Raw genomic sequence first — 13,638 nt, forward strand, 5'->3', positions numbered from 1 at the left:
TTAAATGAACAAAAAAGAATGTGTTATAACTTTCGGAAATAAACAGCGGATTTAACGGCTGGAAAGCATTTAGATCATTTTCAGCAATGATTATCTGCCATACGCATATTCGATGGCTGACCCGCAGAAAAAATGGTCATTTTTGCAGCATTTTATCCCGATATAGCCATCCTCACATCCAGACAACTTTACGTCTTGCTGTCCTTACATCCAAAAACATACTGAATATTCCTTTCTGTTCTAAAAGGCAGTGAAACGTTCTTTATTGAGAAATTTTCATGGTCCTATCATCCGGTCATGACCTCGTTAAAGGAAAAAGACCATGACGATTTATCACTCCGTCACCGAACTGATTGGCCACACGCCGCTTATCCAGCTGCATAAACTGGATACCGGTCCCTGCTCCTTGTTCCTGAAGCTGGAAAACCAAAATCCCGGCGGCTCGATTAAAGACCGCGTTGCGCTGTCGATGATCAACGAAGCGGAGCGCACCGGCCAGCTGCAGCCGGGTGGCACGATTATAGAAGCGACGGCGGGCAATACCGGCCTCGGCCTGGCCCTGATCGCCGCGCAGAAAGGCTACTCGCTGATCCTGGTAGTACCCGACAAAATGAGCCGCGAAAAGATTTTCCACCTGCGCGCGCTGGGAGCTCAGGTGGTGTTGACCCGCTCCGATGTGAATAAGGGGCATCCGGCCTATTACCAGGATTACGCCCAGCGTCTGGCCAACGAATTGCCCGGCGCGTTTTACATCGACCAGTTCAATAATGAGGCCAACCCGCTGGCGCACCGCACCACGACGGCGCCGGAACTGTTTGAACAGCTTGATGGGCGGATCGACGCCATTGTTGTCGGCGTGGGCTCTGGCGGCACGCTGGGGGGATTACAGGCGTGGTTTGCGGAACATTCCCCCGATACGGAGTTTGTCCTGGCAGACCCGGCCGGATCGGTTCTGGCCGACCAGGTGGAAACCGGACGCTATCACGATGCAGGCTCATGGCTGGTTGAAGGGATTGGCGAAGACTTTATTCCGCCGCTGGCCCACATCGAAGGGGTGAATCGCGCCTGGCGCATCGCCGACCGGGAAGCCTTCACCACCGCGCGCGATCTGCTGAAAACGGAAGGCATTCTGGCGGGCTCCTCCAGCGGCACGCTGCTGGCGGCGGCGCTGAAATATTGTCAGGCGCAGACCACGGCGAAACGCGTGGTCACCTTCGCCTGCGACAGCGGCAATAAATATCTCTCGAAGATGTTCAACGATGACTGGATGCGTCAGCAAGGGCTCATCACGCGTCCTCAGGCTGGCGATCTCTCCGACTATATTGCCCTGCGTCACGATGAAGGTGCCACCGTCACCGCCGCCCCGGACGACACACTTTCCACCGTCCTGGCGCGCATGCGTTTGTATGACATCTCCCAGCTTCCGGTGCTGGAGAACGGCAAGGTGGTGGGCATCATCGACGAGTGGGATCTGCTGCGGCATATCGGCGGCGACGGCGATCGCTTCGCCCTTCCGGTGACGGCAGCCATGACGCGTCAGGTGGAGTTCCTTGATAAACACGCCCCTGAGAGCGCCCTGAACGCTATTTTCGACCGTGGCCTGGTGGCCGTGATTAATGACAACGACCGCTTTTTGGGTCTGATCACGCGCAGCGACGTCCTGACCGCCTGGCGCAACCGTCTACAACAATAAAGGAATAAGAGATGAAAAACCTGGCAACCCTGAGCGTTCACAGCGGCGAGTTCAACGACCAGCACGGCGCCGTCATGCCGCCGATTTACGCTACCTCGACGTTTGCGCAACCGTCACCCGGCGAGCATACCGGCTATGAGTATTCCCGCAGCGGCAACCCCACCCGCCACGCGCTGGAAACCGCCATCGCCGAACTGGAAGGCGGCTCGCGCGGCTACGCGTTTGCCTCCGGTCTGGCGGCCATCTCCACGGTGCTCGAACTGCTCGATAAAGACAGCCATATTGTCGCCATTGATGACGTTTACGGCGGGACGTATCGCCTGATTGAAAACGTGCGCAAGCGCAGCACCGGTCTGCAGGTCAGCTGGGTTAAACCGGACGACCTGGCCGGGCTTGAGGCCGCCATTCGTCCGGAAACCCGCATGGTATGGGTTGAAACGCCAACCAACCCGCGGCTGAAGCTGGCGGATCTGGCGGCTATTGCGCAAATTGCCCGTCGTCATAACGTCATCAGCGTGGCGGATAATACCTTCGCGTCGCCGGTGATCCACCGTCCGCTGGAATCAGGTTTCGATATCGTGGTGCACTCCGCCACTAAATACCTGAACGGCCACTCTGACGTGGTGGCCGGGCTGGCGATTGTCGGGGACAACAAGGAACTGGCGGATAAGCTGGGTTATCTGCAAAACGCGGTGGGCGGCGTACTGGATCCGTTCAGCAGCTTCCTGACGCTGCGCGGTATTCGCACCCTTGCGCTGCGCGTCGAAAAGCACAGCACCAACGCGCTGGCGATTGCGCAATGGCTCGATCAGCATCCTCTGGTGGAAAACGTTTTCTATCCCGGTCTGGAATCGCATCCACAATATCCGCTTGCCCGTACGCAGATGGCGCTGCCGGGCGGGATGATTTCCGTCGTGGTGAAAGGCGATGCGCAACGCGCCACCGAGGTGATCCGTAACCTGAAGTTGTTCACCCTCGCGGAAAGCCTGGGCGGCGTGGAGAGCCTGGTGAGCCAGCCCTACAGCATGACCCACGCGTCAATTCCGCTGGAACAACGCCTGGCCAACGGCATTGTGCCGCAGCTGATCCGCCTGTCAGTCGGAATTGAAGATCCGAAAGACCTGATAGCCGATCTCAGCCAGGCGCTGCAAAAATAAGCAAAACGCGGCAGGTCAGGCACCTGCCGCCATAAGTTGTCATTATGCCTTAACGCCTTGATAACAAACTTATGTGAATCTGCACAGATTATTTTTGAAACGCTGCTTCCATTTTCCTTTTATCTTAAAATCAGCGTATAATGCGCGCCAAATCCCTGGTGAATGGTTTCAGCGCTTGGAATACAAAAAACAACGTACAACTTCTCCTCTCCTTCGTTGGGCTGACACTCAGGCACACTTTCTTCTGCACGCTCATTTGATGTCTCCTATCCTTAGTGCGTGTCATATACTCTTTTGCAACACAGGTTTGACTCCGCGGCGGTGCGCCCCCGGAGCGAGATTTCCATATCCTTCCCAACTTAAAGACTAAGACTGTCATGAAAAAGACGAAAATTGTTTGTACTATCGGCCCGAAAACCGAATCTGAAGAGATGCTGAGCAAAATGCTGGATGCCGGCATGAACGTGATGCGTCTGAACTTCTCCCATGGCGACTATGCTGAGCACGGCCAGCGTATCCAGAACTTGCGCAACGTGATGAGCAAGACCGGCAAAAAAGCCGCTATTCTGCTGGATACCAAAGGTCCGGAAATCCGTACCATCAAACTGGAAGGCGGTAACGACGTTTCTCTGAAAGCGGGCCAGACCTTCACCTTCACCACCGACAAATCTGTTGTTGGTAACAGCGAAATCGTTGCAGTGACCTACGAAGGCTTCACCAGCGATCTGTCCGTCGGCAACACCGTGCTGGTGGATGATGGCCTGATCGGTATGGAAGTTACCGCTATCGAAGGTAACAAGGTTATCTGTAAAGTGCTGAACAACGGCGACCTGGGCGAAAACAAAGGCGTTAACCTGCCGGGCGTTTCTATCGCGCTGCCAGCACTGGCTGAAAAAGACAAACAGGACCTGATCTTTGGTTGCGAGCAAGGTGTTGATTTCGTTGCTGCATCCTTCATCCGTAAGCGTTCTGACGTGGTTGAGATCCGTGAGCACCTGAAAGCGCACGGCGGCGAGAAGATCCAGATCATCTCCAAAATCGAAAACCAGGAAGGCCTGAACAACTTCGACGAAATTCTCGAAGCGTCTGACGGCATCATGGTTGCACGTGGCGACCTGGGTGTTGAGATCCCGGTTGAAGAAGTGATCTTCGCGCAGAAGATGATGATCGAGAAATGCGTTCGCGCGCGTAAAGTGGTTATCACTGCAACGCAGATGCTGGACTCCATGATCAAAAACCCACGCCCTACCCGCGCTGAAGCAGGCGACGTGGCGAACGCCATCCTCGACGGTACCGATGCAGTGATGCTGTCCGGTGAGTCAGCGAAGGGTAAATACCCGCTGGAAGCGGTCGGCATCATGGCAACCATCTGCGAGCGTACTGACCGCGTGATGACCAGCCGTCTGGACTTCAACAACGACAGCCGCAAACTGCGCATCACCGAAGCTGTGTGCCGCGGTGCAGTTGAAACCGCTGAGAAACTGGACGCACCGCTGATCGTGGTAGCGACCCAGGGCGGTAAATCTGCTCGTGCAGTGCGTAAATACTTCCCGGATGCCACCATCCTGGCCCTGACCACCAATGAAACCACCGCGCGTCAGCTGGTGCTGAGCAAAGGCGTGGTTGCCCATCTGGTGAAAGAGATCGCGTCTACCGATGATTTCTACATTCAGGGTAAAGCGATGGCGCTTGAAAGCGGTCTGGCACAGAAAGGCGACGTTGTGGTGATGGTTTCTGGTGCCCTGGTTCCAGCAGGTACCACTAACACTGCATCTGTTCACGTACTGTAATAATTCCCGAACGAATTATTTTTTGATAGAAAGCGTCCTTCGGGGCGCTTTTTTTATTCTCGGCATTAGCCAAAGTCATTCAAATTGCAAATCGGGTTTTTCTATTTAATTGCGTTTTATCTAAGATGAATCCGATGAAAAATGCCTTTTTTAACATGGCTTTTTCGACAAAAAGGCCAAATTCGTTGCTTCTTTGAGCGAACGATCAAAAATAGGCGTATTCCCATCAAAAAAATATTCTCAACCCAAAAAACTTTGTGTAATACTTGTAACGCTACATGGAGATTAACTCAATCTAGAGGGTATTAATAATGAATCGTACTAAACTGGTACTGGGCGCGGTAATCCTGGGTTCTACTCTGCTGGCAGGTTGCTCCAGCAACGCTAAAATCGATCAGCTGTCTTCTGACGTTCAGACTCTGAACGCTAAAGTTGACCAGCTGAGCAACGACGTGAACGCAATCCGTTCCGACGTTCAGGCTGCTAAAGACGACGCAGCTCGCGCTAACCAGCGTCTGGACAACCAGGCTACTAAATACCGTAAGTAATAGTACCTGTTAATAAAATGGCGCACATTGTGCGCCATTTTTTTTGCCTTCGTCAAACCCCTACTGCGTCACCCTCTCTCCTTCCTCTTCGGCTACCGCAGCTGACACCCGACTGTTCTGCACCGACAACACGCTGTTGCTGGCTGATGGACCACTACCGGCAGACACTGCCACCGGGATCCCCGCACGACGTGACAGGGCTTTATCGATAAGCGCTTTATCACTCCCCGATTGAGACACGAAGGTCGCGAAATCTTCGGAGTGGCTAATGGGCGCAACCTGTGGGTTTTCCCCTTCAACCTGCGCTAACGGACGGTGTACTTCGATGTAGCGTTTCCCGTCCGGCTCGACGGCAAACTTCACCGGCTCATTGATAATCTGGACCCGCGTGCCAACACGCACCTGCCCAAACAGCGCTTTGATATCCGGCGCGTTCATCCGCATACAGCCTGAACTGACCCGTAAACCGACGCTGTCCGGCGCGCTGGTGCCGTGGATAAGATATTCACCGTTCCCTACGCCTAAACGCAGCGCAAAGCGTCCTAACGGGTTATTTGGCCCTGCTGGCACGACCGGCGGCAATTTAATTCCTTGCGCCAGAGAGCGCGCCCTGATGCCCGCTGTCGGTGTCCAGGTTGGATTAGGGATTTTCTGACTCACACGGGTGGTCGTCACCGGCGTTTCCAGTCCTAACTGCCCGATACCGAGCGGGAAGACCTGAACGATATTCTCCCCCGGCGGGAAATAGTAAAGCCGAAGCTCAGCCAGGTTGACCACGATCCCTTCCCGCGGGGTATCCGGCAGCAGCATTTGAGAAGGAATGGTGATCACCGTCCCCGGCGCGGGGTTCACCGGTGCAATGGTATTATTGGTTTCAAGAATAAGCTGAGCAGCCGTATTAAACCGGCGGGCAATGGCCTGCAGTTTATTGTCGCCTTCCTGAATCGTGTAGGTTTGATTTTGCCCAATCAGACGGCTGCCTGCGGGCGGCAACGGATAATCCACCGCCCGGGCCGAATTAAGCACACCGAGCGAACCAAGGAGTAATAGAGTTATTAGAGACGCGCGCTTCATGCTGAGATTCCTTATTCACTGACAGAACGCCAGAAAGCTGAAAAACCAGCGAGGCGGGAACCACCTCGCGAAACAGAATGAATGCTGTTCTGTAAGTCTAGCTAAGGATTGCAGCTTTGGCGCGAATGCCGCGGATCATCGCTTCCAGTCCCTGGGATCGGGACGGGGTGAGATGTTGGGTGAGCGCCATTTTTTCGAACCAGGGACGAACATCAAAAGCGACAATGTCCTGCGCCGACATCTGGTGATAGAGAATAAAGACGACGGCAATAAGCCCTTTCACAATCGCAGCGTCGCTGTCGCCATGTAATTCGATAGTGCCATCGGCAGATTGCTTCATCACAATCCACACCTGGCTCTGGCAGCCCTGAATAATATTATCCGGGTTATGCGCCTCTTCGCTGAGCGGCGCTAAACGCTGCCCCAACTCAATAATATAGAGATATTTCTCTTCCCAGTTAGCGCAACGCCCGAAGTTGCGCAGCAATTTATCTTTATCCGGCAGTTCTGCCATCTTTCGCCTCTCCGTTAGCCCAGCAACTGGTGAATGCGCTTAAGCCCCGCCACCAGCCTGTCGACCTCTTCCGTTGTGTTGTACATCACCAGCGACGCGCGACACATTGCCGGCACCTGGTAAAACGCCATCAGGGGCATGGCGCAGTGGTGCCCGGTACGGACCGCTACGCCGTAGTTATCGAGGAAACTGCCCACGTCATAGGCGTGGTGTTTCCCGAGATTAAACGCGATCACCCCTTGCCGGTCGGCAGGTCCGTAGAGGGTAAGATCCGGTACGCTGGCAAGCTGGGCAAGCGCATAGTGCATCAGCAGCTGTTCATATTCCTGAATGGCATCAAGGCCAATCGCAGAAACGTAGGAGACCGCCGCCCCCAGCCCGATAATGCCCCCGGTGTTGGGCGTGCCCGCCTCAAAACGCCACGGCGCGCGGGCGTAGGTAGTCCCTTCTGAGAGGCTAACGGTGGCGATCATCGATCCGCCCCCTTCCCACGGCGGCATCGCCTGCAGGATGTCTTCTTTCACATACAGCACGCCAATCCCGGTCGGGCCGTAGAGCTTGTGTCCCGAGAAGACGTAGAAATCGCAGTCCAGCGCCTGGACATCAACCGCGTGGTGCATCACCGCCTGCGCGCCGTCAATCAGTACCTTCGCCCCTGCCTGATGGGCCTTTGCGATAATCTCCGCCACCGGGTTCTCAGTCCCCAGGACGTTAGAGACCTGGGTGACGGCCACCAGCCGCGTGCGCTCATCCAGCAACGCGTCAAGCTGCTCAAGCTGAAGCGTCCCGTCGGCATTCAACGGGATCACCCGCAGCTGCGCGCCAACGCGCTCACAGAGCATTTGCCACGGCACGATATTGGCGTGGTGCTCCATTTGCGTGATGACGATGTTATCGCCCGCATGCACCTGTGCGTTGCCCCAGCTGTTGGCGACCAGGTTGATCCCTTCGGTGGTGCCGCGCACGAAGACCAGCTCTTCAGGCGATTGCGCGTTGAGGAAGGCGGCAATCTGCGTGCGAACGTTTTCCATACGCTGGGTCGCCTCGGCGCTCAGGGTATGAATACCGCGATGCACGGCGGCGTAGCCGTGACGATAGAATTCTGCTTCTGCATCCACCACCTGATTCGGTTTCTGCGCGCTGGCCGCGCTGTCCAGATAGGCCAGCGGCAGACCGTTCACTTCACGGGTCAGAACGGGAAAATCTGCCCGTACTTTCTCGACGGGAAAACTCATGCTTCGCCTCCAGGCAGACGCTGACCTATACGGGCCAGCACCTGCTGTTTTAACGCGCCATCGTGCAGCGCTTCCGTCAGCTCGGCGGCAAACGCGTAGATGATCATCTTCTGCGCCGCCTGCCGATCGATACCGCGGGAGCGCAGGTAGAACATCTGCTCATCGTCAATCCGCCCGACCGTCGCACCGTGGCTGCATTTCACGTCATCGGCGTAGATCTCCAGCTGCGGTTTGGTGTCCACTTCCGCCAGACGCCCCAGCAGCAGGTTGTTGTTGGTCATCTGTCCGTCGGTTTTAATGGCGTGCTGGGCCACGTTAATCAGGCCGTTAAACACCGCGCGCCCTTTGTCGCTGACGATAGTTTTATGCAGCTGACGGCTGTTGCAATAGCCTTTGTTGTGCTCAAGCCAGGTGCGCGTGTCGCACACTTCAGATTTGACCGGCATCGCCAGGCTGTTAATACGTAGCGTGGTATTTTCACCGTTAAGCTGGGTGCTGGTATTGTGGCGCAGCACCACGCTGCCGAGCAGGAAGCTATGGCTGTAGGCCGCGGCATCTTGCCCAAGTAAAATGTCGTTATGGGCAAAGTGGTGGCTCTGGGGGTTCTCAAACGCCAGCTTGATGTGGTGAAGCTGGGCATTGGCCGCCACATTCATCGTCAGACGCGAGCCGGTAAAGTGGCGCGTCTCGTTGAGGCTGACGTAATGTTCAATCACCGTGGCCTCTGCCCCCTCCGCCAGTTCAAGATGATGGCGATAGTGCGCGGTGTTGATTTCGTCACCGTCCAGCCCCTGAGTGATGTGCATCAGCAGCAGCGGCTTCGCCGGACGCTGGTTACGTTTCACGCTGATATGCGTCACAGACTGCGCCAGACTTTCGGTGAGATGCAGGAAGACCTCCGGCTGAACCGGTGCGGCCAGACTCTGATGAACGTCATTCACGGCGATCTCAAAGCCGCTGTGTTGCGTCTCGTCACTGAGTTCCGGGTGAAACACGCCGTCGACAAAGACCAGGCGCAGCGCATCCACAGGTAACGCCAGCCCGTCTCGCTGGGCCGGAGTGACGTCCGCCGAGCGCGTGACAAACTCGCCGTTCAGCAGGCCATCGAGCGGTGTGTATTTCCAGTTTTCGTGCTTACGGGTGGGCAGACCCAGACGCAGCATCTGCTGAAGGTGCTGCTGAGCCTGTTCAGAACGCGATTGCCCCTGCGTTTCAAACAGCCGGTGCCACTGCTGGAGTGCATTACTGCTGTTCGGTAAGCCAGCCATAACCCTGCTCCTCCAGTTGTTTAACCAGCGTGAAATCGCCGGATTTCACAATGCGCCCCTGGTAAAGCACGTGGACGTAGTCTGGTTTGATGTAGTCAAGAATGCGTTGGTAGTGGGTGACGATAATAAACGAGCGCTTGCCGTCACGCAGCGAGTTCACCCCGTCCGCGACAATCTTCAGGGCGTCGATGTCCAGGCCTGAATCGGTCTCATCAAGAATGCACAGCTCGGGCTCGAGCACCGCCATCTGCAGAATGTCGTTACGCTTTTTCTCACCGCCGGAGAAGCCGACGTTGACCGAACGGGTCAGCAGGTCTTCCGGCATTTTCAGCAGCTTGATCTTCTCTTCCATCAGATCCTGGAAGTCGAAGCGGTCCAGCGCGTCGAGACCGCGATATTTGCGCACCGCGTTCAGCGCCGTCTGCAGGAAGAACTGATTGCTGACGCCCGGAATTTCTACCGGGTACTGGAAGGCCATAAAAATGCCCTCCCCGGCCCGCTCTTCCGGCGACATCTCCAGCAGATCTTTGCCGTTAAACTCGACGGAGCCGTGGGTGACTTCGTAATCTTCGCGTCCTGCCAGCGTCGCGGAAAGCGTACTTTTCCCGGAGCCGTTCGGCCCCATGATGGCATGAACTTCACCCGGCTTAATGTCAAAATTGAGGCCACGCAGGATGGCTTTCTCTTCCACGCTAACCTGTAAATCTTTAATGCTTAACATGTGCTTTCCTTAACCGACGCTGTGTTCAAGACTAATGGCGAGGAGTTTTTGTGCTTCAACGGCGAATTCCAGCGGCAGTTCAGAGAACACGTCCTTACAGAAGCCGTTCACAATCATTGAAATGGCATCTTCTTCACTGATCCCGCGCTGCAGGCAGTAGAAGAGCTGGTCTTCCCCGATGCGCGACGTGGTCGCTTCGTGCTCAAGCTGGGCCGTGTTATTACGGCACTCGACGTACGGGAAGGTATGCGCGCCGCAGTCAGCGCCAATCAGCATTGAGTCACACTGGGTAAAGTTACGCGCGTTGGTGGCCGTCGGCATGATTTTCACCAGCCCGCGATAGCTGTTCTGGCTGTGCCCGGCGGAGATCCCTTTCGAGATAATGGTGGATTTGGTGTTTTTACCAATGTGGATCATCTTGGTGCCGGTATCGGCCTGCTGATGGCCGCTGGTCAGCGCCACCGAGTAAAACTCACCGATGGAGTTATCCCCGCGCAGGATGCAGCTCGGGTATTTCCAGGTAATGGCCGAGCCGGTTTCCGACTGGGTCCAGGACATCTTGCTGTTTTCGCCTTCGCACAGTGCGCGCTTGGTGACGAAGTTCAGGATACCGCCGGTGTTGCCGTCGCCCGGGAACCAGTTTTGCACCGTGGAGTATTTCACCTCGGCGTCTTTGTGGATGATGACTTCCACCACCGCCGCGTGCAGCTGATAGCTATCTCGTACCGGCGCGGAACAGCCTTCGATATAGCTGACGTAGCTGCCTTCATCGGCCACCAGAATGGTACGTTCGAACTGGCCAGTTTTTTCCGCGTTGATACGGAAATAAGTCGACAGCTCCATCGGGCAACGTACGCCTTTCGGCACATAAATAAAGGTGCCGTCGGAGGCTACCGCCGCGTTGAGCGCCGCGAAGAAATTATCGTTAGAGGGCACCACGGTCCCAATGTACTTTTTCACCAGTTCCGGGTGATCGTGAATCGCTTCGCCGAAGGAGCAGAAAATGATCCCCTGCTCTGCCAGCTTCTCGCGGTAGGTGGTCGCCACCGAGACGGAGTCAAAAATGGCGTCCACCGCCACCTCTCTTCCTTCGCGAACGGGCACGCCAAGCTGATTAAAGGCTTCTTCAACTTCTTTGCTCAGGAAGCTGTTTTCTGCGCCGGTTTGCTGTACCGCACCCGGCTGCGAGGCGCAGGTGTCGTCACAGCTGCCGCAGGAGGGCGCGGAGTAGTAGCTGTAATCCTGATAGTTCAGCTTGTCGTAGTGCGCTTTCAGCCAGTGCGGCTCTTCCATTTCCAGCCAGGCGCGGAAGGCGCTCAGACGAAATTCGAGCATCCACTCGGGTTCGTTACGTTTGGCCGAGATCGCCCGTACGACATCTTCGTTGATGCCTTTCGCCAGCTCATCGGTCTGCAGCTGCGTGAAGAACCCTTCTTTATAATTCAGGTGTCCGCCGCTCCAGGTGTTCACATCACTCGTTGCTTCAGTATTACGAGACATAGTACCGCCTATACCCCAAAGCTTTCGCCGCAGCCGCATTCGTTCTGGGCTTTCGGGTTATGAAATTTGAATAACTGGTTTAAGCCTTCGCGGACGTAGTCCACTTCGGTGCCGTCAATAAAGGGCATCGCCTGCAGCGCAACGAACAGTTTCGCGCCGTCGGTTTCGAAGACCAGGTCATCTTTCTCGGGTTCGGTGACGGTATCAAGCACGTAACCAAAACCTGCGCATCCGGTCTGTTTGACGCCTAAACGCACGCCAAGGATCTCGGGCTTTTTCGCCACCAGCTCGTGAATGTGTGCCGCCGCCGCTGGCGTGAGCGTTAAACCGCGCCAGGCAAAATCGGCCGGATTAAAGGTTTCTGAATGCAGTTCCATAGGTCCACCTCGTCTGAATAGCCATCAGGGCATAACACCATGTTAGTGATAACGATTATCACTTCAACCCCCTGTCAGTAGGGGCATCCGGGTAAACCGCCCTTTTTGGTTACTTTTATTAAGCATAGACCCTGTAGAAGGATGCAGGCAGGATGGATTTAATTGTTCAATGCATTGATAAATAATGCATTTCGCCGCGGCATTTGTGGCGATGAGGAGAAAAGTAAAATATGCATCGGAAATGCCTATTTTTAAGATAGCTTCTTTAGCTGTCGTAAACATAGTCAAACGAATGCGCTTTGGCGCACAGAAACAAGTGCTACCCCAGCAGCAAACAATCGGATAATCAGAGTCTTTTTCTGAAAATCATGCAGTCCCTCTGAATCACATTATCAATCGCTGTAGCATTAACCATACACATTTAATGGAAAATAGGTGTCATATGGCGTTACAGGGAAAGATGATTCTGAACGGCGCAGATTACGCGCCTTTCGATTTGTATGGGGTGGGCGTGTTCATGGCGCACTCAGGGTTGGGGGCCAGCAGAAACAATGCCAGTTGCGGACATGTCGCCAATACGGGTCCTATTCCCTTAGGGAAATACTGGATTGTAGATCGCAGGGAGGGTAACTGGTTTTCGCAAAAAAAAGAGGAAATTCACGATGGAGCTAACAGATTTATTGGCAGAAATGCTTTTGGTAAATCGGACTGGTTTGCTTTGTGGCGTGAGGACTGGGGTATTGATGATTACACATGGGTAGAAAGCGTAAAACGTGGAAATTTCCGACTCCATCCAGGCACGGTTTCAAAAGGTTGCATAACTATCGCCAACATGTCTGATTTTGCGATGATTCATAACGCGCTAATGAATACATCGCTTATTCAGGTCCCATGCATGCGATCATTAATGGCGCGGGGATGGGTGGAGGTCGTAGCTGGTGGCTACATTAAAAAACCTTGCTCGTAGGGCATGTAAAATTATTTATTTTCTCATTTTATTACTCACTGTAGGTCATATTCTACCAGGCCCTGAGATATATATTAACTATGATTTAGCCAGAACAACAGCCATGATTATCACCGGAAATGAGAATGCAGAATCAATGTATGACGCCTACTCATTTATTGACTGGCTTATAATGCTAATTATCATCATCCCTTTTTATATTATAACAATGAATTTACTCGAAAAAATAAGGAACAAATAAATGCCTATACCTCCCTATATGTGGCTTAAAGACGATGGCGGTGCAGATATCAAAGGATCTGTTGACGTACAAGATCGTGAAGGAAGTATTGAAATTATCGGCCTGAGCCACGGTATAAACTTGCCCGTTGACAGCGCAAACGGCAAAATCACCGGCACCCGCCAGCACTCATCCATGATGATTGAAAAAGAAGTTGATAGCGCTACACCATATCTTTACAAGGCTGCAGCAACCGGGCAGACGTTGAAAAGCGCAGAAATCAGGTTTTATCACATCAATGATGCAGGTCAGGAGGTTTGCTATTACACCGTTCTTATGGAGAATGTGAAATTAACGGGCGTCCACTGTAGCGTTCCAAATGTTAAGCTGGCGGGCAACGATAAAATGAATCATATTGAAAGTGTCAGCATTCAATATGAAAAAATCACCTGGAGAATTATTGACGGTAATATCCAATTTTCAGATGCATGGAATGAGCGCCATACAAGCTGAGTAATAATAAGGAGCACCGCCACCTATTCTTTTGTGAATTATCTGATAATGGTGCTCATCC

The 13,638-nt window shown here is 54.0% G+C and carries 13 protein-coding genes; 6 read left to right on the plus strand and 7 right to left on the minus strand.

Annotation, left to right across the window (positions count from 1 at the left end; translation table 11 throughout):
* Positions 1–322: 322 nt before the first annotated feature.
* From HV355_RS14675 to lpp, 4 genes are all read left to right on the plus strand, one after another.
* On the plus strand, positions 323–1,693 hold the full coding sequence (locus tag HV355_RS14675; RefSeq protein WP_182402435.1) for a pyridoxal-phosphate dependent enzyme: 1,371 nt from the start codon (positions 323–325) through the stop codon (positions 1,691–1,693).
* Positions 1,694–1,704: 11 nt separating this feature from the next.
* Positions 1,705–2,850, plus strand: a complete 1,146-nt coding sequence (locus HV355_RS14680; protein ID WP_182402437.1) for a PLP-dependent aspartate aminotransferase family protein — start codon at positions 1,705–1,707, stop codon at positions 2,848–2,850.
* A gap of 377 nt (positions 2,851–3,227) precedes the next feature.
* Positions 3,228–4,640 (plus strand): pyruvate kinase PykF, encoded by a 1,413-nt coding sequence (gene pykF / locus HV355_RS14685; RefSeq protein ID WP_010430242.1) that lies wholly within the window; start codon positions 3,228–3,230, stop codon positions 4,638–4,640.
* Positions 4,641–4,951: 311 nt separating this feature from the next.
* Positions 4,952–5,188, plus strand: coding sequence for a murein lipoprotein Lpp (gene lpp / locus HV355_RS14690; RefSeq protein ID WP_010430241.1), 237 nt, complete (start codon positions 4,952–4,954; stop codon positions 5,186–5,188).
* Between the two features lie 60 nt (positions 5,189–5,248).
* Here the strand turns inward: lpp and HV355_RS14695 are convergent, their stop codons facing one another.
* From HV355_RS14695 to sufA, 7 genes are all read right to left on the minus strand, one after another.
* Entirely contained in the window at positions 5,249–6,262 is a 1,014-nt protein-coding gene (locus HV355_RS14695) for a L,D-transpeptidase family protein (RefSeq protein ID WP_120158827.1), read from the minus strand.
* Between the two features lie 97 nt (positions 6,263–6,359).
* The gene (gene sufE / locus HV355_RS14700; RefSeq protein WP_108416839.1) at positions 6,360–6,776 is read right to left on the minus strand and encodes a cysteine desulfuration protein SufE; all 417 of its coding nucleotides are present in this window, start codon (positions 6,774–6,776) and stop codon (positions 6,360–6,362) included.
* Positions 6,777–6,790: 14 nt separating this feature from the next.
* A complete protein-coding gene (gene sufS / locus HV355_RS14705) occupies positions 6,791–8,011 on the minus strand; it encodes a cysteine desulfurase SufS (protein WP_108416838.1) in 1,221 nt (406 codons plus the stop codon).
* On the minus strand, positions 8,008–9,279 hold the full coding sequence (sufD, locus tag HV355_RS14710) for a Fe-S cluster assembly protein SufD (RefSeq protein WP_174339400.1): 1,272 nt from the start codon (positions 9,277–9,279) through the stop codon (positions 8,008–8,010). Before sufD ends, sufS begins: the two co-directional genes overlap by 4 nt.
* Positions 9,254–10,000 carry a Fe-S cluster assembly ATPase SufC gene (gene sufC, locus HV355_RS14715; protein ID WP_108416836.1) on the minus strand — a complete coding sequence of 249 codons (747 nt, stop codon included), beginning with the start codon at positions 9,998–10,000 and terminating at the stop codon, positions 9,254–9,256. The genes sufD and sufC overlap by 26 nt, the downstream gene beginning before the upstream one ends.
* A gap of 9 nt (positions 10,001–10,009) precedes the next feature.
* Entirely contained in the window at positions 10,010–11,500 is a 1,491-nt protein-coding gene (gene sufB / locus HV355_RS14720; RefSeq protein WP_010430231.1) for a Fe-S cluster assembly protein SufB, read from the minus strand.
* A gap of 8 nt (positions 11,501–11,508) precedes the next feature.
* Positions 11,509–11,877, minus strand: a complete 369-nt coding sequence (sufA, locus tag HV355_RS14725) for a Fe-S cluster assembly scaffold SufA (protein WP_010430228.1) — start codon at positions 11,875–11,877, stop codon at positions 11,509–11,511.
* Positions 11,878–12,319: 442 nt separating this feature from the next.
* Between sufA and HV355_RS14730 the strand changes: the two genes are divergently transcribed.
* Positions 12,320–12,844, plus strand: a complete 525-nt coding sequence (locus tag HV355_RS14730) for a DUF2778 domain-containing protein (protein WP_182402439.1) — start codon at positions 12,320–12,322, stop codon at positions 12,842–12,844.
* A gap of 241 nt (positions 12,845–13,085) precedes the next feature.
* On the plus strand, positions 13,086–13,577 hold the full coding sequence (gene tssD, locus HV355_RS14735; protein WP_148399478.1) for a type VI secretion system tube protein TssD: 492 nt from the start codon (positions 13,086–13,088) through the stop codon (positions 13,575–13,577).
* Positions 13,578–13,638 lie beyond the last annotated feature (61 nt).

This window comes from Enterobacter sp. RHBSTW-01064 (assembly GCF_014103035.1).
In the GTDB taxonomy this organism is placed as follows: Bacteria; Pseudomonadota; Gammaproteobacteria; order Enterobacterales; family Enterobacteriaceae; genus Enterobacter; species Enterobacter mori.